This is a genomic window from Acidobacteriota bacterium (assembly GCA_016196065.1).
In the GTDB taxonomy this organism is placed as follows: Bacteria; Acidobacteriota; Terriglobia; order Terriglobales; family Acidobacteriaceae; genus Acidiflorens.
Map to the genome: position 1 here is coordinate 926,593 of JACPYL010000010.1, position 17,743 is coordinate 944,335.

General features: G+C 56.6%; 18 protein-coding genes. 5 read left to right on the top strand and 13 right to left on the bottom strand.

The window, feature by feature from the left end:
- Nucleotides 1–34: 34 nt before the first annotated feature.
- From HY010_07200 to tig, 7 genes are all read right to left on the bottom strand, one after another.
- Nucleotides 35–679, bottom strand: a complete 645-nt coding sequence (locus HY010_07200) for a PilZ domain-containing protein (protein ID MBI3475502.1) — start codon at nucleotides 677–679, stop codon at nucleotides 35–37.
- Between the two features lie 68 nt (nucleotides 680–747).
- Complete coding sequence (locus HY010_07205) at nucleotides 748–1,350, bottom strand: YihA family ribosome biogenesis GTP-binding protein (GenBank protein ID MBI3475503.1); 603 nt, start codon at nucleotides 1,348–1,350, stop codon at nucleotides 748–750.
- Between the two features lie 120 nt (nucleotides 1,351–1,470).
- Nucleotides 1,471–1,677, bottom strand: coding sequence for a hypothetical protein (locus HY010_07210; protein ID MBI3475504.1), 207 nt, complete (start codon nucleotides 1,675–1,677; stop codon nucleotides 1,471–1,473).
- A 212-nt stretch (nucleotides 1,678–1,889) separates the two neighbouring features.
- Nucleotides 1,890–4,262, bottom strand: coding sequence for an endopeptidase La (gene lon, locus HY010_07215; protein ID MBI3475505.1), 2,373 nt, complete (start codon nucleotides 4,260–4,262; stop codon nucleotides 1,890–1,892).
- A gap of 62 nt (nucleotides 4,263–4,324) precedes the next feature.
- Complete coding sequence (clpX, locus tag HY010_07220; GenBank protein MBI3475506.1) at nucleotides 4,325–5,611, bottom strand: ATP-dependent Clp protease ATP-binding subunit ClpX; 1,287 nt, start codon at nucleotides 5,609–5,611, stop codon at nucleotides 4,325–4,327.
- A 98-nt stretch (nucleotides 5,612–5,709) separates the two neighbouring features.
- On the bottom strand, nucleotides 5,710–6,294 hold the full coding sequence (gene clpP, locus HY010_07225; protein MBI3475507.1) for an ATP-dependent Clp endopeptidase proteolytic subunit ClpP: 585 nt from the start codon (nucleotides 6,292–6,294) through the stop codon (nucleotides 5,710–5,712).
- Nucleotides 6,295–6,396: 102 nt separating this feature from the next.
- Entirely contained in the window at nucleotides 6,397–7,674 is a 1,278-nt protein-coding gene (tig, locus tag HY010_07230; GenBank protein MBI3475508.1) for a trigger factor, read from the bottom strand.
- Nucleotides 7,675–7,901: 227 nt separating this feature from the next.
- Here tig and HY010_07235 point away from each other — a divergent pair, with 227 nt between their 5' ends.
- On the top strand, nucleotides 7,902–8,600 hold the full coding sequence (locus HY010_07235) for a uracil-DNA glycosylase (GenBank protein ID MBI3475509.1): 699 nt from the start codon (nucleotides 7,902–7,904) through the stop codon (nucleotides 8,598–8,600).
- Nucleotides 8,601–8,716: 116 nt separating this feature from the next.
- Here the strand turns inward: HY010_07235 and HY010_07240 are convergent, their stop codons facing one another.
- Genes HY010_07240 through HY010_07250 form a run of 3 tightly spaced genes read right to left on the bottom strand, consistent with a single transcriptional unit; the run spans nucleotide 8,717 to nucleotide 10,413 of the window.
- Complete coding sequence (locus HY010_07240; GenBank protein ID MBI3475510.1) at nucleotides 8,717–9,250, bottom strand: hypothetical protein; 534 nt, start codon at nucleotides 9,248–9,250, stop codon at nucleotides 8,717–8,719.
- 15 nt (nucleotides 9,251–9,265) lie between these two features.
- Nucleotides 9,266–9,850 (bottom strand): hypothetical protein, encoded by a 585-nt coding sequence (locus HY010_07245; GenBank protein ID MBI3475511.1) that lies wholly within the window; start codon nucleotides 9,848–9,850, stop codon nucleotides 9,266–9,268.
- 2 nt (nucleotides 9,851–9,852) lie between these two features.
- Complete coding sequence (locus tag HY010_07250; protein ID MBI3475512.1) at nucleotides 9,853–10,413, bottom strand: RNA polymerase sigma factor; 561 nt, start codon at nucleotides 10,411–10,413, stop codon at nucleotides 9,853–9,855.
- 296 nt (nucleotides 10,414–10,709) lie between these two features.
- Between HY010_07250 and HY010_07255 the strand changes: the two genes are divergently transcribed.
- Both HY010_07255 and HY010_07260 read left to right on the top strand, forming a co-directional pair.
- Nucleotides 10,710–11,546, top strand: coding sequence for a transporter (locus HY010_07255; protein ID MBI3475513.1), 837 nt, complete (start codon nucleotides 10,710–10,712; stop codon nucleotides 11,544–11,546).
- 54 nt (nucleotides 11,547–11,600) lie between these two features.
- Nucleotides 11,601–12,062, top strand: coding sequence for a hypothetical protein (locus HY010_07260; protein MBI3475514.1), 462 nt, complete (start codon nucleotides 11,601–11,603; stop codon nucleotides 12,060–12,062).
- Nucleotides 12,063–12,066: 4 nt separating this feature from the next.
- On the opposite strand, the gene HY010_07265 is transcribed toward HY010_07260, so the two are convergent.
- Nucleotides 12,067–13,113, bottom strand: coding sequence for a UDP-N-acetylmuramate dehydrogenase (locus HY010_07265; GenBank protein MBI3475515.1), 1,047 nt, complete (start codon nucleotides 13,111–13,113; stop codon nucleotides 12,067–12,069).
- A 129-nt stretch (nucleotides 13,114–13,242) separates the two neighbouring features.
- On the opposite strand from HY010_07265, the gene HY010_07270 reads away from it, so the two are divergent.
- On the top strand, nucleotides 13,243–13,671 hold the full coding sequence (locus tag HY010_07270) for a BrxA/BrxB family bacilliredoxin (GenBank protein ID MBI3475516.1): 429 nt from the start codon (nucleotides 13,243–13,245) through the stop codon (nucleotides 13,669–13,671).
- A 59-nt stretch (nucleotides 13,672–13,730) separates the two neighbouring features.
- Here the strand turns inward: HY010_07270 and HY010_07275 are convergent, their stop codons facing one another.
- Nucleotides 13,731–16,103 carry a carbohydrate binding family 9 domain-containing protein gene (locus HY010_07275; GenBank protein ID MBI3475517.1) on the bottom strand — a complete coding sequence of 791 codons (2,373 nt, stop codon included), beginning with the start codon at nucleotides 16,101–16,103 and terminating at the stop codon, nucleotides 13,731–13,733.
- A gap of 153 nt (nucleotides 16,104–16,256) precedes the next feature.
- Here HY010_07275 and HY010_07280 point away from each other — a divergent pair, with 153 nt between their 5' ends.
- Nucleotides 16,257–16,685 carry a hypothetical protein gene (locus tag HY010_07280; GenBank protein MBI3475518.1) on the top strand — a complete coding sequence of 143 codons (429 nt, stop codon included), beginning with the start codon at nucleotides 16,257–16,259 and terminating at the stop codon, nucleotides 16,683–16,685.
- Nucleotides 16,686–16,712: 27 nt separating this feature from the next.
- Here HY010_07280 and HY010_07285 read toward each other — a convergent pair whose 3' ends face one another.
- Entirely contained in the window at nucleotides 16,713–17,441 is a 729-nt protein-coding gene (locus HY010_07285) for an SDR family NAD(P)-dependent oxidoreductase (GenBank protein MBI3475519.1), read from the bottom strand.
- Nucleotides 17,442–17,743 lie beyond the last annotated feature (302 nt).

Below are 17,743 nucleotides of genomic sequence, written 5' to 3' on the forward strand. Positions count from 1 at the left end.
TGTTGTCATGAGAGTAACGGGGAGAGGGAGTCGTTCAGGTGCGCTGGCAACGCGCGGCGATGCGCAGGAATTCCTCACGGGAGAGAGCGCCGTTTTTGTCGAAAAATCGCCGAATTTCGTCGAGCAGAGTGATCGGCTCGGCGGCCGCAACCACGTCGGCCGCGGTATTCTCCTTTGCGCTCAGTGGGTTAGCGACGGTGGTAGCCTGAGCCAGGGTGGCGAGCAGTTGTTCGAGAAAGGCTCTCTGTTCGGGCGCCATATCCGTGATCAGGATGCCCATCCCCAGAAACGGGTACGAGATACGGACGCTGCCGATCGCGCGGAAGCGGATGTTCAGGGCATCGATCACCATGTCCACTCTGGTGTCGACGGGGAAGGTCGTGCTGATTTCGACGTAAAGCCCACGCAGACTGATGTCGGTTAACGTTCCCCACATGCGTACCTGGCTACCTTCAGCGGTAAATGCCACGCTACCATGGCAAACGTAGCGCGGACTGCGCCGACGGTCCTTTCCATAGTCACGGGCAGGAGAGGGTCCCGTGACCGTCGATGATGTGACGGGAAGGGTGGTTTCAGGTTTGGTTTCGGCTTTCAGACGGCGAAGATAATTGACGCTGTTGTCGTTTTCTCCACGGTCTGGAGTGATACCTGATGATTCGGCATGGATATTAGGATCCACGACTTGCCTCCGGACGATGCTCTCCGTTGGTCTGATCGGCTCTTTAGGCGGGAAACTTTAGGGGATATCTAGACAGTTGGAGCTTTCGATACCGCGTCCCGGATTGCATTCCAGACCTCATCTTTGCCGTTACCGGTCTTTGCTGAAAAGGGAAGAATCGTTGAATCAGCATATTTTTCACGCAGAGCCTTCAGCGCGCGCGGGAGTTCATTGCCCGAAAGGCGATCGCATTTCGTCGCGATCAGGACATGCGGACGTTGTGCCGCCTTGAGAAACTCGATGAGCTGGTAGTCGGAGTCTTGCGGAGGAACATTTGAATCCACCAGCGCAAAACACAAGGCTAGGCTGGACCGCTGGTGCAGATAGGGATCGACGAAGCGTGCCCAGTCCTGCGAGATTTCGCGGGAGATTTTCGCATAGCCGTATCCAGGCAGGTCAGTGAAGAGCATTTCCGGCTTGGGTTGTCCGGCGCGGCGGACTTCGAAGAAGTTGATGCTGCGGGTGCGTCCGGGAGTGTTGCTGGTCCGTGCCAGTTTGGTTCCAAGAAGCGCATTGATGACGCTCGACTTGCCAACATTCGAGCGGCCCAGGAAGGCGATCTCCGGCAGCAAAGGAGAAGGGAAATGCGCGGCGTCCGAGGCCGAGAGCATGAATCGGGAGAGGATTCGCATGAGTTGACGTTCTGGTTAGTATCTTGGCAGGGGTGGCCGAGGATGCGCAAGTCAGGGCTACCCTGGATTCGCCGTTCGCTTGTCTAGGTGTCGGTCACCACTGAGAACTGGGAACTGAACTTACAGTCCCAGCGGCCTCTTGTTCTCCACTTCCACGTCTTTGATCGGATGCGTCCGATACCACCAGGTGAGGCCGCCCGCGATGACCAGTCCGATGAGCACGCTGATCCCGAAGAACAGGCGATAGGCTGGAAATTCCACCAGCAACAGCGCCACGACAACCACTGCGACTAGCAAGCCGGTCGTCCCTTTGAGCCGGATAACCATAGAGACATTTTAGCGCGGCTAGGCGACCTAGAAGAAGCCACTTCCAAGGCAGTTTGGTTTTGGGTGGCGCAGCGGTTCACCGCTGCGATCAACCTCAGTGGCTAAAGCCAAACTCAAAGTGCAAGATTAACCGCAGCGGTGAACCGCTGCGCCACCCAAAATCAAAGGGCACGGCGGAAGCCGTGCCCTGTCAAAACTGACTCTTGTTGGACTCACTGCCTCGCTGCTGGTATGTCGCCTGCCTGGGGCGCTGGAGGTGTGATCGACGCGATCGTCTCCGCCTCGGTCGCGATCTGGGGCAAGGGCGATTCCAGAGCTACGGCTAGTACTTGGTCCATGTTTTCGACGAAATGCATCTTCATTGCCGTGCGCAGGTTCTCCGGAACCTCGGCAACGTCCTTCTCGTTTTCCTTGGGGAGAATGACTTCGAACAATCCAGCACGGTGAGCGGCCAGAAGTTTCTCTTTCAATCCGCCGATGGGCAGCACTTTGCCACGTAACGTGATTTCGCCGGTCATGGCGAGATCGCGGCGGACCGGAATGCGGCTCAGGGCGCTGGCAATTGCGGTGGCAATTGTGATGCCTGCGGAAGGTCCATCTTTCGGAATCGCACCTTCTGGTACGTGGATGTGGACGTCGATGTTGCGATAGAAATCACGCGGCAATCCCAGTCGGACGGCTCGCGAACGGATGTAGGACATCGCCGCTTGCGCGGATTCCTGCATGACGTCGCCGAGTTTGCCGGTCAGGGTCAACTTGCCTTTGCCGTCGACTACGCTGGCTTCCGTACTCAGGATCGATCCGCCGACTTCGGTCCAGGCCAGACCAGTGACGAGTCCGACTTCGCTCTTCTCGTGAGCAAGGGTGTCGCGGAATTTCATTACGCCGAGGAACTCGTGGACGGTTTCGGCAGTGAGGGCGACGGTGTAGTTCTCGCCTTCCTTGACGACTTTGCGGGCAACTTTGCGGCAGACGTTGCCAATCTCCCGCTCCAGATTACGCACGCCGGCTTCGCGGGTGTACGAGCGAATAATCTCTTTGACGGCTTCGTCGTTAAATTGCAGATTCTTGCCAGTCAGGCCAGCCTGTTCCATCTGCTTGCGGACCAGGAACTGCTTGGCGATTTCGACTTTTTCCTGCTCCGTGTAACCATGCAGGCGCAATACTTCCATGCGGTCCTGCAGGGCAGGCGGGATGGTGTGCATCACGTTCGCAGTGGCTACGAAGAAGACTTGCGAAAGGTCGTATTCGACGTCGAGGTAGTGATCGACGAACATGAAGTTCTGTTCGGGGTCGAGCACTTCGAGCAGCGCGGCGGATGGATCGCCGCGGAAGTCCATCGACATCTTATCGACTTCGTCGAGCATGAAGACCGGATTCTTGGTGCCGGCCTTTTTCATCATCTGAATGATCTGGCCGGGAAGCGCGCCAATATAGGTGCGGCGATGGCCGCGAATTTCCGCTTCATCGCGCACCCCGCCGAGCGACATACGAACAAACTTGCGGCCCGTTGCCTTTGCGATCGACATCCCCAGTGACGTTTTGCCGACGCCTGGAGGCCCGACGAAGCAGAGAATCGATCCCTTGGGATTCTTCACCAACTGGCGGACAGCGAGAAACTCAAGAATGCGTTCCTTGATTTTCTCCAGCCCGTAGTGATCTTCGTTCAGAATTTTTTCGGCCCGGGAAATGTTCCGGATTTCCTTGGAGCGTTTCTTCCACGGCACGGCCAGCAGCCAGTCAAGGTAATTGCGGGAAACGGTCGACTCGGCGGACATGGGCGGCATGGCTTCCAGTTTCTTCAGTTCCTGGAGCGCTTTGTCGCGGACTTCTTTCGACATGCCGGCGGCTTCGATCTTTTTCTTCAGTTCGTCGAATTCGCTCTTCTCGCCACGGCCCAGTTCTTTCTGGATGGCCTTGATCTTCTCGTTGAGGTAGTACTCTTTTTGCGCTTTTTCCATCTGGCGCTTGACGCGCGACTGGATGGTGCGGTCCATGTTGAGCTTTTCGATTTCGACGTCAAGCACATCACCGATGCGGCTTAAGCGCTCGGCGGGATCGAAGATTTCGAGCAGCGCCTGCTTTTCCTCAATCGAAAGCTGCAGGTTGGCGGAGATCGTGTCGGTCAGCTTGGCGGGATCTTCCATCCGCACCGCTGCGATCATCGTCTCGTAGTTCAGGGACTGGCACAGCTTTACGTATTGCTCAAACAGGGTCGTAACGCGCTGCATGCCCGCTTCGATCTGGGCGTTGGTCTCGGTAGCATAACGGGCGACACGCACCGTCGCCTGCATGAAGCCTTCGGTGTCGACGATTTGCAGGATCTTGCCGCGTTCAATGCCTTCGACCAGCACTTTGATGTTGCCGTCGGGCAATTTCAGGCTCTGCACGATGTTGACGATGGTGCCGACCTGGAAAATGTCTCCAGACTTGGGTTCATCGATGCTGGCGTCGTGCTGGGTGGCCAGAAAAATCTTCTTATCTGCGGCGAGAGCTTCTTCCAGGGCGCGTACGCTGGACTCCCGGCCCACGACGAACGGCGTCATCATGTACGGAAAGATGACCACGTCCCGAATGGGCATCATGGGTAATTTCTTGCTCTCGAATTTTTCCTTTGGGTTCGACAAACTCAGGCTCCCGTCTCCGTTTAGCTGGCGGCCTTCTCAATCACGGAAAGCGATACTTCCCGCTTTTCGACCATTTCCCGCGTGACTTCGAACTCCTTGACCTTCTTCTGACTCGGCAGACTATACATCAGCTCCAGCATCAATTCTTCCAGAATCATGCGCAGCCCACGGGCGCCGACTTTGCGGGCCATGGCCTGCCGCGAGATTGCCCGCAGCGCGTCTTCGCTGAACTTCAGGCGGACATTCTCGAATTCGAACAGACGCTGGTACTGCTTCACAATCGCGTTCTTGGGCCGGGTCAGGATTTCCACCAGCGCATTTTCGTCCAGATCCTGCAGCACGCCGACGACCGGCAAGCGTCCTACAAATTCAGGGATCAACCCGAACTTGATCAGATCCTCCGGTTGAACATCGGAAACCATCTCAAAATTCCGCTTGTTGGGCATGGCCGCTGCGGCGGATTCTTTGTCGGAATCTTCGCCTGACTTGAAGCCCAGCGCTTTCTTGCCCATCCGTCGGGCGATCATCTTTTCGAGGCCGACAAACGCTCCACCGCAGATAAACAAGATGTTCGTCGTATCCACCGGGGTAAATTCCTGGTGGGGATGCTTGCGGCCACCTTGCGGAGGAACGTTAGCGATGGTTCCTTCCAGAATCTTCAACAACGCCTGCTGGACGCCTTCTCCGGAAACATCGCGGGTAATGGAAGGGTTTTCGTCCTTGCGGCCGATCTTGTCAATTTCGTCTATATAGATGATTCCGGTCTGCGTTCGACTCACGTCGCCTTCGGCGGCCTGTAAGAGCTTGAGAATAATGTTCTCAACGTCTTCGCCGACGTATCCGGCTTCGGTCAGCGTGGTGGCGTCGACGATCGCAAACGGAACGTCGAGCATCCGAGCCAGGGTCTGGGCCAGCAGGGTCTTACCGGTGCCGGTTGGACCGATCAGCAGGATGTTCGACTTCGCCAGTTCCACACCGTCATTGGTGCGCTGGCGGTTCATATAAATGCGTTTGTAGTGGTTGTAGACTGCGACCGCCAACTTTTTCTTGGTCTGCTCCTGCCCGATGACGTATTCGTCGAGGAAGGTTTTCACTTCCAGGGGCTTGGGCAGTTGGTTGGGTACGGAAGAGGCAGGAGTGGTGGTTCGATCGTCTTCCAGAATGGAATTACAGACCGCAACGCACTCGTCGCAGATGTATGCCCGGGGATAGTCGCTCGGAGAGGAAATCAATTTGGCGACTGCGTCCTGCGATTTATGGCAGAACGAACAGCGCAATATTTCCTCAGAACCCGTTCTGTTTTTCACTCGGCCCTACTCCTTAATTTTCCCACCGTTCCAGGGTTGACGAATGCCACCGCCAAAACCTCGAAGGACCCGACCGGCGCGGAAAGCCGATCATACCTTTACTTGGTCTTGTAGATGATATCGTCGATGATTCCGTATTCCTTCGCCTGCTGCGCGTTCATGATGAAATCGCGCTCTACATCCTTTTCTACCTTATCGATCTTTTGACCGCTGTGCTTAGCCAGTAACTGATTAGTAATCTCCCGCATGCGTAAAATTTCGCGCGCGTGTATGTCTATATCGGTCGCTTGGCCGGAAAGTCCACCCATCGAAGGTTGGTGGATCAAAATTCGCGAGTTGGGCAGAGCCAGTCGCTTTTTGTTCTCACCGGAGGCTAATAGTAGTGCCGCCATGGACGCTGCCTGTCCGATACAGATCGTGGTGACATCGTTTTTCACATACTGCATGGTGTCGTAAATGGCCATGCCGGCTGTGATCGATCCACCCGGAGAATTGATGTAGAGCTGGATGTCTTTCTCGGGGTCTTCCTGGGCCAGGAAAAGCATTTGTGCGATCACCAGGTTGGCGATGGTGTCGTCAATCGGTGTGCCGATGAAAATGATGTTGTCGCGGAGCAGCCGGGAGTAAATATCGTAGGCGCGTTCGCCTCGTCCGGTCTGCTCGATCACCATAGGTACCAGCATTTGTCGCTCCTCGTTCCGGTTCAATCGTTCACGCTCGTTCGTCACACTCCACCCTGTAAAACGATCAGTTGCTTGGCAAGGGGAGGATCGAAAATGTCCGTCTCAGGCGGACTGGCGATACAGCAAATCGATGGTTTTCTCGTTGCGGATTCTTGTCCGGATTCTATCGAGGCCACCATCCTGTGTCAAACGAGCGCGCACCGCTTCCGGGCTCTGTTTTGACTGTTGCGCCAGCGCTTCCACTTCACGATCCATCTCTTCGTCACTGACTTCGACTTTTTCTTCATCGGCCACTTTTTCGAGCAGCAGCGAAGCCTTCAGGTCCTGAATAGCCTGCTCGCGCTGTCCCACGCGCAGGCGTTGAAAATCCATCTTCTTCATCTGTTCGGCGGTGAGCCCTTGTGCAGCCAGAGCGCGCAGGCCGCGTTCGAGACGAATATCGATCTGGCGTTCGATCAGCGAGTCGGGCACTTCAAATTCATTGCGGCGCACCAGTTCCGCGACCAGTTTGTCCTTGGCTTCGTGTTCCGCCTGATGCTTGCGCTCGGATTCCATCTGCTCGCGAATCCGTTGGCGGACTTCGTCAATGGTAGAGAACTCGCCCAGCTTCTTCACGAACTCTTCGTTGAGTTCGGGAAGTTGCTTGCTCTTCACCCCTTGCACCTTCACCGTATAGGTGAGGGTTTTGCCCGCGAGTCGTTGATCCTGCGTATCATCGGGATATTTCACATCGAACGTGCGTTCGTCGCCGACGTTCGCGCCCGTGAGATGTTCGGTGAACTCAGGCATGGTGTTCTTCCCGCCGATTTCAACCAGAACCTCATCCATGTGAACGGGCTGTCCTTCTTCTGATTTGGGCGTGCCATCGAGCGAGACTTGGGCAAAGTCGCCTTCTGCCAATGCTCGTCCTTCGATGGGATTGAAACTCGCCGCGCGCTCCTGGAGATCGGCGACAGCCTGGGCAATGTCTTCGTCAGTAACGTTGATTTCTGTTTTTTCAGCTCGCAGGTCTTTGTAGCCTTCGGCTTTGACATCGGGCAAAACTTCGAACGCCGCTTTAAAGCGCAGCGGTTCGCCATCATGCACATGCAAGTCCGTCACGCGCGGCTGGGAAACAGGATGCATACCGAGGCGCTCGGTTTCCTGCCGAAAATAACGGGGAATGAGAGCTTCGACGACGTCGGTCTTGATCTCTTCGGAAAAGCGCTGCTTGATGATGGACGCTGGCACGTGGCCAATCCGAAACCCGGGCAGACGCGCCATCTTCTGATATTTCTGGATAAGGATCTCGGTTTGGCGGGAAACCTCTTGCGCCGGAATCTCGACTTCAATCTCGCGCTTGGTGGTGCTTTCTTTCGTTGTAGTGTCTGTGGGGCTCACAATCGCCTTTCCAACGGCTCTGGGATCGTCGACAACACCGCGGCGGACTCGTACGCGCTCGACCTGCCTGCCTCGATCCCTATGTTTGAGTGTAAAGACTCGCCAAAGGCAACGTCAAACGCAGGAAGGGTAGAAATCACCAAAGTAATGCGTGCTGGCCATCACCAAACGTAGAGACGTGGCAAGCCTCGTCTCAACAAAATTGTTGTTTCACTACAATGGAGCGAATGCACACTCCCCAGTGGCTGAAGATTCTGAACACCGAGGTCGTAGCGTGCAGGCTCTGTCCGCGCCTCGTGACCTATCGCGAGAAGATCGCGCAGGAGAAGCGCCGCGCCTACCGTGATTGCGAATACTGGGGAAAGCCGGTGCCTGGCTTTGGAGATCCGAACGCCCGCGTTCTGATTATGGGACTTGCTCCCGGCGCGCATGGTTCCAACCGTACAGGGCGACCCTTTACGGGGGATTCTTCCGGAAATTTCATGTATCCGATTTTGTATGAGACTGGATTTGCGAATCAGGCGACCGCTGTCGATCGGAACGATGGGCTGGTGTTGACCGATCTATACATCACCGCCGCCGGGCGGTGCGCTCCGCCCGATAACAAGCCTTTGCCGCAAGAATTTGCCAACTGCGCGCCATTTCTCGATCGCGAGTTGGATGGATTGGAGGGTCTGAAGGTCATCGTGGCATTGGGGAAAATCGGCTTCGATGCCTACCTGAACTTTTTGAAACGCCGAGACATTATTTCCACAAAGTCGCAGTATGTGTTTCGACACGGCGCTCGCTACAAGATGCCCAGTGGCAAGATTCTGCTGGCGTCGTATCATCCTTCAAATCAGAACACCAACACCGGCAAACTTACCCGGCAGATGTTCTTCGCGATATTCAAAGAAGCCCGCCGGTTGGCGGACAGTGCAGGGTAATGTGGGGCGGGCGCCCTCGCCCGCCTGTCATTCGTAGCAAGGAGTCAGCAGGATTGCTGGGATACAACTTTGGCGGGCGAGGGCGCCCGCCCCACATACCCTACACTGAACCTGCTTTACTTCAGCCTTGTCGCGGTTACTTCCAGTTGGAACTGCCGTTTGGAGTTGGGGTCATCGACGACGCCAATAACAATTGGTTTTCCCGTCGACACGATGGTCGCCCCGCTGATCCGAAGCTGCCGTAGCACGGGCATGCTGGTCTTGGTCGCCTGGTCGGGCGCGGCGAAATTGCTCAGGTCGGCGCGAACTTCCAGTTGCAGGACAGACTTGATCTCCTGCAGGCGTGCCGAAATGTTGGTGCCGACGTCGAGGTATTCAACTTCTCCCTGCTTCATCTCCACCGGCACGCGCGTGCCAATCTTCAGTTCCTGCCATTGAACGCCCTGGATCAATCCCATCGAGTACTGTCGAGTGTTGATCTTCTTCCCGTCTTCCAGTTCATGAAGAGAAAAGTCGAGCCGGTAGGCGGCGGCGTTGTCCGACATGGTTTTAGCAGTCACGCCTTCTGAGCTTTGTGCTGTGCCGGTTCCGGCGCCAACACAGACATAGATTCCGATTGCCAATAGTCCAACCATCACGTTCCTGAACATGTGTGCTCTCCTTTGCTACTCCGGTTGATCTGAATCTGTGGGGCCAGGAGGCCCCAGCCTCGGGGCCGCCCTGTCCCGTTCCTCCTGCTTGCGCAAGTGGGTTTGTGCTCGCGCGACTAACACTGCGCGCTCTGGAAACTCTCGTACGTACTGCGCCAGCAACTTCTCTTGGTCTGTTAAAGGCACAGGGGATGGAAACTGATCGAGCTTCGGTTCGCCTGTGCGAACCGCCACGGCTTGTTTCCGTGGCCGGGCAGCACGGCTGGGCACCTGTGCTTGCCCGGTATTCAGCGAGCGAGGAGGGGCCGGCTGATGAAGGGCCGCGTCATCTGTGGGTTGCGTCGTCGCACTTCCTGCGACCTGGTTCGGAACCGAGCGCCGATTGTGCACTTCAATCCATAGCGTTGCCAAGATCGTTACCGCCGCAGCGGCCGTGCCCCAAGTCCACCACCAGCGTCGAACCGCCAGGCGGCGCTTTTCAGCCTGCAGGTTCGCCAGAACTCGGCTCTCCAGGCCTGTTCGTGATTCGACTTTGCCATAGGCGCGAAGCGCAACGTCCAGCCACTGCTCGACTTCGCGATCTCGATCCATCGGGTCCATATTCATGTCCTCGAGCTGATCAGGCCCATCAGCTTGTCCTTCAAAATCTGCCGCGCACGAAAGGCTCGCGATCGGACAGCGGCTTCGCTGATCCCCAGCATCCCGGCGACTTCTCTCGCCGAAATCTCCTCCAGCGCCGAGAGGACCAGCGGATCGCGCAATTCTTCCGGCAAGGACGCAATCATCTGGTCCAACATGGCACTGCGTTCCTCGCCTAACAGAACTTGCTCGGCGCCAGCGCGCTCGGATCGTATTTCGTTCGCGACATCCTGCGTGTTCGCACTTGCGCGCAGAGTCCTCTTTCGCTTTTCTACTGCTACGCGCCACGCAATCCGCGCTAACCACGCCTTCGGGTCCTCAACGCGCTCGAACTTCTTCCGGTAACGGAGCACGCGTAGGAACGTTTCCTGGGCCGCGTCTTCGGCATCCGCCGAATCCCGTAAGACGGAGTAGGCGATCTGGTAAACCATCCGGGAATGTGTCCGGACGGTGGCTTCCAGTCGATCCTCAGCCTCGTGCGTCAGGGTCGGGACCTCGCTTGCCGTTGTGGCGATTGCCGTCACCGCCTGCTCCTACCCATAAAGAACGTCCGACAATCCCTTTCGTTCGTGAAAAACTTAAGTCCGGGCCGGATTTGGCCGATAAGCGAGTTGAGGGCGGATCCTTGCGGGATCGAAGCGCCTCTCGGGCCGGCCCGAGAAGTTGTTCGTTCCAGGGATGATGCCGCCCTTTATTCCAACCACGTTAGGTCAGCGATCACAGGCCACTGTGATGTTCGCCGCTTCGGGGCGCCTTCGCGTTGCGCTACAGTAGACGTGAAAATGAAATTGAATTTCATGTTCATATAAGGGCCTTCTCTATGCGCGGTGCCTTCCTATCGTTCGTGGTTGCGATTTCCTTTACGCTTTTTTGCCATCAGCCGACCTTTGCCCAGAAGGAAACCCCTCCCATCCAGGACAATAGCTTCCTGGTCGAGGAGGCCTATAACCAGGAAAAGAGCGTAGTCCAGCACATCAATACGTTCACCTATTTGGCCGACAGCCACGACTGGTCCTATACCTTCACGCAGGAGTGGCCGGTAGGCGGGCAGCGGAATCAGTTCAGCTACACGCTGTCCTCGGTGCGGCCGGGAGCGTTCTCATCGCAGGGACCAGGATTCGGAGACGCCATTCTCAACTACCGCTACCAGGTCTTGGGCAATGGTCAGACTCGCGTTGCCTTCGCTCCCCGGCTGTCCATGATTCTGCCGTCTGGCGATTCCGATCTAGGGCACGGATATGGCGGGGCAGGTGTGCAGACCAATCTCCCGTTGAGTGTCGTACTGCTTCCAAAACTCGTGAGCCATTGGAATGCCGGCACAACCTACGTTCCGCACGCCCGCAACAGTGCCGGAGATCGCGCTTCTGTCTGGAGCTACAACGCCGGGCAAAGCATGATCTGGCTGGCTCACCCGCGCTTCAACGTCATGCTGGAGACCTATTTCCTGAATGCCCAAGCCGTCGCTGGTCCGGGCAAGACCGAGTGGTCAAAAGTGCTTCTGCTCAATCCGGGGATTCGATGGTCGTACAACTTTTCGAACGGACTGCAAATTGTCCCAGGCCTGGCATTTCCGATTGGGGTGGGGCCGAGCGGAGGCGAAAAGGGAGTGTTCGTTTACCTGAGCTTTGAACATCCTTTTCAGAAAATCAAAGACTGAAAATGGTGCTTGCGGAGAACGGGAAGCTTTGGTGAGATTGGACACGCCAGCACAATGCCTTTGCCGGCAAGTTCCATGAACCTCGGCGATTTCAATCAACGTTTCGGAATCTACTGGTTGTTTTTCGGCTACACGCTCGCATTGCACGTCCTGGACGAAGCGGGCCACGATTTTCTTTCGGTCTACAATCCCAACGCGTTGGCGATACGGCGGGCCGTGCCCTGGCTGCCCGTGCCAACTTTCACATTCACGGAATTTATTGGAAGCCTCGCGCTGGGTCTGACGTTGTTACTCGCGTTGACTCCACTGGCATTCCGAGGATTGAAATGGATGAGAATGCTGGCGATTCCCATCTCCGCGCTTGCCGGAGTCCTGAACGGGCTGATGCATATCTTGTCTTCGATCTATCTGCATCGGTGGATGCCCGGTGTGTACAGTGCACCGTTGATCATGTTGTCTGGAGTGCTGCTTCTCAAGGAGTCTCTGCCCCAGCACTACAAGACCGTCGCGCGGTGAGATTCTAGAAACCCAGGAACACCGGCTCCGGTTCCAGATTGATCCCCCATGTTTTATGAACTCCGCTCTGAACCTTTTCTTTCAGTTGCTGGATGTCGGCGGCGCGGGCGTTGCCGGTGTTGATGAGAGCGAGCGCGTGCTTGCCTGAAATTCCCGCCGCGCCCAGCCTGAATCCCCTGGTGAAACCGGAATGCTCCACCAGCCACGCCGCGGAAATTTTGTGCTGCGCGTCGAGCGCCGGATAGCTGGGAATTGTTAATCCTTTGCTTTGCGCTCGTGCAGTTAAATCACTGAACTGCTGTTTGTTCAGCACGGGATTCTTGAAGAAGGATCCGGCACTGCGGCTGTCCGCGTCGCCGGGGACAATCACCATGCCTTTGCTTTCGCGAATCTCGAGGACTGCATCCCGTACCTGGGCGAGAGAGGGAGAACCGGTCGACCCCGTAAAGTGCTTTTGCAGGTCGGCGTATTTCAGACGGGGGCCGCCTCCGCGAGTGAGGCGGTAGGTGACGCTCAGGATGATGTATCGTCCGCGCTCGGTTGTGTTGAAGATGCTGCTGCGATAGCGAAAGCCGCAGGCTTTCGCCGTCAGAGTTACGGCGTAATTCTTGGTCGTGTCGAACGCGCTGACGGATTCGATGGTGTCCGAAACTTCCTGTCCGTATGCGCCGACGTTCTGCACCGGTGTGCCGCCGACGGTGCCGGGAATTCCGCTCAGGCACTCGATCTCGGCGCAATTCTGAGAGACGGCTTCGGCGACCAGATGGTCCCAACTCACTCCCGCGCCCACAATAAATGTACCGGCACCGACGCCCGCTCCAATACCCATTCCGCAAATCGAAATCTTCAGTACGATACCGGGCCAACCGGAATCGGCGACCACGAGATTGCTTCCGCCACCCAGTACAAACAGGGGTAACGCCTTCGTCTTGGCGAATTCCACTGCTTCGTAAACGTCGCGCTCGCAGGTTGCTTCCACGAAATAGCGCGCTGGTCCACCAACTTGCAGGGTGGTCAGAGGCGCGAGCGGAACGTTTTCCTGAATCGTGATCACGTGAATAGCACTCTATATGTTTCCGAGCATCTCATGTGGGCAGCACGTTGGCATATTAGAATGCCGTTACCGATTCAGGGCTTGCTGGAAATCCAGGGGTCTGAATACGAGAATCAAGGAGCAATAATGTATCCAGAAATCATGGTCGTACCGATGCGCGAAGAACTGACGCGTCTCGGAGTGCAAGAGCTTCGTACCGCCGCTGAGGTCGACCAGGTCCTGCCGCAACCAGGCACGACCATGGTGGTGGTCAACTCGATTTGTGGTTGTGCAGCCGGACGGATGCGTCCTGCAGTTCGCATGGCGCTTCAGAATGCCGCCAAGCCTGCGAAGATGTTCACTGTTTTTGCCGGGCAGGACCTGGAAGCGACGGAACGTGCGCGCTCCTATTTCACCGGGTATCCACCGTCGTCGCCGTCGATCGGAATTCTGCAGGACGGCAAGCTCGTCTACCTGATGCAGCGTAGAGAAATCGAATCGCGCGACGCGCAAGCCATTGCCGCCGACCTGAAATCCGCTTTCGATCAGCACTGCGCGGCCACAGCGACCAACTAAAGAAATCCTTTCTGTAGAGACGAGGCTTGCCTCGTCTCTACCCGTCTTGTTTGGGATTACTAGAACCGGAACAAGTACGACACCTTCACAAAGAAGTTCCGGCCATCGTTGAGCAGGCGCCCGCCTCTCGCTAGATCTCCGCTGGCATCCAGTTGCGGCGGGTTCACGATATTTTCCAGATTATTGTTGTATCCCACGTAAATCGCAGTGCTGGGATGGACGAGATACGTGATCAGGAAGTCGGTATTGAAACTTTTCGTCGTCTGCAGGGAAGTGAAGTTCGGAGTAACCAGGACGGCGTTGTATTGTCCGATGAAGCGGAAGGAAAGTTCCTTGTTGAACTGGTAGTTCACGCGTGTGCGAATGATGTGGTTGTTCAAGCTCCCGAGTGGGGAGTCGCAGTTCGCACAGTGATGCAGACGGAACAGAATATAGGTGTTGTCGATCTTCAGCGATTTGGTAGGTCTCACTGTGAGTTGGACGTTGGCGCTGTTGCGGCTCGCCAGAAAAGGCGCGAGGCTCCGGGTATGGGTGGGATCGTTCGGGTCTAACGGTGCGTCGTAATTGATGCGCTGGCCCCAGCGGTAGTCGGCGTGCACGGAAAACAGACGGAAGTAGTTCGTGTCGAGCGTGAACTCGGTGGTGTGGCGCGTGTATTTCTGAATCCCGTTAATGCCGTCGAAGTCGGACGCTTTCAGCTGCTCCATTTCCTTCGCGTAAAGCGCCGTCAGGAACGTTTTCCCAATCAACTCCACGTGCAGAGAAGGGAAGTAGCCGGAGCCGATTTCGTTCCCCTCGTGATCGTAGGCAAGATAGTGCTCGAACCTTGGCCCCCATGAAATCAGGTGCTTGCCCTCGGGACGAAAGGTATAGCGCAGGCTCTGGTTCAGGTTGTGAATGTCGGGCTGCGGATCGAATCCTGTCAGTGTGCGGAAATTCGGGCTGCGGTCTTCGTAGTCCAGAAAATAATTCAGCTTCAGGCCATCGCGTTGCACAACGACCGATCCCGCCGATCCTGCCTGGTAGCGCCCGTTGGTGTCGAACAGGTTGAAGTTGTCGTCCTCCGGGTTGATGGTTGCGCTGAAAGCGCCTTGCAGTGTTGCAACCCAGTTTTCATTGAGCTTGAAGTGCCCGTCCACGCTTCCCACGCGATTGAAGAATCCGCCGGCCTCACGATCGGCATAAAGCAAGCCGACCGACGATTGCTTGCCAATATCGCGACTGACGCGCCCGATCGCAAACAGCGCGTGCTTGCCAAACAAAGGATTGCCTTGAACGCCTTCACTGGGTGGCGTCACCGCTTCGCCGGGTGAATCCGTTTCCGCGATCAGAGTTCCGACCGCCCAAGGGCCGTCTTTGCCGGTCAATCGAACACCCAATTTGGGATCGGCGATGCGGCGTGTAAAGAGAAGTTGAATTGGCGTCTGAAAGTAGTTCGAGTTCTCCAAAAAGAAGGGACGCTTTTCAGGAAACTGGACTTCAAAGCGCTGATTGACTGTGATCTGCGGGTCGTCCGACTCGATCTGACTGAAATCCGGATTCACCGTGGCGTCGAGGACGAACTTGTCCTTGATTACCGCTTTTGCGTCCAACCCAATCTGCCCAAATGCCGTTCGTTGGGTGTAGCGTGGATCATTTGGATCGCGCAGGTCGAGTTCTTTGAACGAACGAAAAACTCCGTAAGGTATCAGTTGCAAGTTTCTACCGGGCGAAATTTTCTCGAGGCCAGTCGCCTGCCCTGCCTGGTTCAATCGCCCCTGAATTCGGCTGGAATATTGTGGCCAGAATGCCTGCTCGTTTTTTCGAGGAAGATCGCGGGCGAGCAGGATTCCCCAGGTCTGCGGATCGCTCGAAGCAAAGCGCAAACTGCGAAATGGGATTTCCATCCAAATGACGTAGCCGCGATCAGTTAGTCGTCCGGCGGAGTTCCACACGGTATCGAACGACATATCGAAATTCTGGTCGTTCGCGCCAGGGCCTTCCGACCACAGGGCATCGGATTGCACGCCGAGAGGATTGGAAAAGAACGCGTAGGAGTGGCGGTGATCGTTGAAGGTGTCGAGCATGAGTTCGACGAAGTCGTCGTCGAACACATCTTCGCGGCGCGACAGGCGCGCGCGCAGCTTCTGGGGCTCCCGGTCGAAGCAGATAAAGATCGCGTAGAGACTCTTCGCGTCATATCCGAAATAGACGTCGGTACGCTCGGTCGACGCGGCGCCATCGCTCGGGATACGCTGGCGGAACTGCTCTGCCTTGGCCAGCTTGCCTTGCCAGGCTGGGCTCGGTTCCATGGTAAGAAACTCTTCGATGCGAGGTGGAGAGTCCACGTGTGGAATGCGAATCTTGCCGAAATTGGAGTCGTCGGCCACAAGAAGATGGGCCGAGCACACGAGCGCCAGCAGGAGCCACCGGAGGTATTGGGTTGCGTACACGTAGGGATTCGGCTAGATATCCAAGATTTAGACGAATGACTATCTTACTCGTGAGCGCCGGGCCGGGGGGCTGTCCACAGTGGTTACAAGAATCGAGCTCTTGTGTGCGGCGCCCGAAAGGCAGAGAATTAGGCATTCCCCGGAGGGCATTCATTGGCGAAATACCGGCAGCATGGTTATCAGGACTCGGACAGAGAACCGCATAAGAAAATGGAGCAGCCGTCCTCCGCTCCTTCGCGCCGGGACAATACTTTCGGCCCACGGCCACTCAACATGCCGGGAACGCGTACGGTATCACGCTGTGCGCAGTGCGGAAACCTCCTGCAGTCCATCGCCGAGCCGCTGGGGCAATGTCCGAAATGTGGATTTGATCTGCACTCCTGCAAGCAGTGCGAACACTTTGAGCCCGCCAGCCGGTTTGAATGTAACCAGCCCATTCCGGAACGCATCGCCCCCAAAGACAAGCGCAACGAATGCTCGTTTTTTTCCATGCGTGTCGCGCTCGAGAAGGAAACGTCGAGCAAGGGCACTGCACGCCCCAACGATGCGCGTGCAGCGTTCGACAATCTATTCAAAGACTGATTGTGGATACGATCGACGGAAACCTTGCTACGGTTTCTGGGTCGGCCGCAGCAAGATTTCGCTCACGAAACTCTGCGGAGCCTGCGTGACCAGCATTTCTACCGCATGCGCGACGTCCGAAGCTTGCAACATCTTGTCAGCGCTCTTTCCGGCGTGCGGACTGAAGTCGGTATGCACCGATCCGGGACAGACCACCGACACGCGAATGTTGTGCGATCGTAATTCTTCCGCCACGGTATACGTCAATCCGTTGAGTCCCCACTTGGAAGCGGAGTAGGCAGCGCCATTCGGCACCGTATTCTTCCCGGCAAGCGACGAGATGTTGATGATGTGTCCGCTGCGGGCTCGGATCATCAGCGGAGCGAAACTGCGAATGCAGTAGTAGACGCCGCGCAGGTTGGTGTTCATCATGCGATCCCAATCCTCGGGGGATAGCTGGTGCAGAGGAGTGCCAAAAACGCCTATTCCGGCGTTGTTAACCAGAATGTCAACACGGCGGAGGCTCGCCTCAACCTGCTTCGCCAGGGCCTCGACTGAACGCAGATCCGCCACGTCACATGCCATGGCCGTGCTGTTTCCGCCTTGTTTATTGATTTCTGCGGAGGTTGTTTGAAGAGGCGGAAGAGCGCGTCCGCAGAGAACAACGTGCGCGCCGAGACCCGCGAGAGAGGCGGCGATCGCGGCACCGATACCTCGCCCGGCACCAGTGACGACCGCGACTTGCCCGGTCAGGTCCGCTTTGGGTCCGTGGGTCATGGGATAGCTCCTTTGGGTAGGATCGTAACTCTTTTAGGGTAGGCGACGGGAGCGGCAGAATCCATCCGCCTCTCCCGATTTCCGCATCGAAGCACATAGGAGGCGCTAAGGTGTGCAAACGTCTTGCCTTAGCAGGATGACATCCTTATAATCCGCACACCGGATTAATCGCAGGCCGCGGTACATTTTGTAGCGGTCTAGGATTCGCGGGACCTTCGCCTGTTTGTTCGAGGTGGAGCCCGGCACGAAGCTCGGGTGCGCCGGTCAGGATGTCGATTCCAGCTTCCCCAAAGAGTTAAGGA

Bases quoted from the DNA above. Each gene is read 5' to 3' on its own strand.
- HY010_07205 (MBI3475503.1), bottom strand. From the start codon at position 1,350: ATGCGAATCCTCTCCCGATTCATGCTCTCGGCCTCGGACGCCGCGCAT.
- HY010_07210 (MBI3475504.1), bottom strand. From the start codon at position 1,677: ATGGTTATCCGGCTCAAAGGGACGACCGGCTTGCTAGTCGCAGTGGTT.
- lon (MBI3475505.1), bottom strand. From the start codon at position 4,262: ATGATGCCCATTCGGGACGTGGTCATCTTTCCGTACATGATGACGCCG.
- clpP (MBI3475507.1), bottom strand. From the start codon at position 6,294: ATGCTGGTACCTATGGTGATCGAGCAGACCGGACGAGGCGAACGCGCC.
- HY010_07235 (MBI3475509.1), top strand. From the start codon at position 7,902: ATGCACACTCCCCAGTGGCTGAAGATTCTGAACACCGAGGTCGTAGCG.
- HY010_07240 (MBI3475510.1), bottom strand. From the start codon at position 9,250: ATGTTCAGGAACGTGATGGTTGGACTATTGGCAATCGGAATCTATGTC.
- HY010_07245 (MBI3475511.1), bottom strand. From the start codon at position 9,850: ATGGACCCGATGGATCGAGATCGCGAAGTCGAGCAGTGGCTGGACGTT.
- HY010_07255 (MBI3475513.1), top strand. From the start codon at position 10,710: ATGCGCGGTGCCTTCCTATCGTTCGTGGTTGCGATTTCCTTTACGCTT.
- HY010_07260 (MBI3475514.1), top strand. From the start codon at position 11,601: ATGCCTTTGCCGGCAAGTTCCATGAACCTCGGCGATTTCAATCAACGT.
- HY010_07270 (MBI3475516.1), top strand. From the start codon at position 13,243: ATGTATCCAGAAATCATGGTCGTACCGATGCGCGAAGAACTGACGCGT.
- HY010_07285 (MBI3475519.1), bottom strand. From the start codon at position 17,441: ATGACCCACGGACCCAAAGCGGACCTGACCGGGCAAGTCGCGGTCGTC.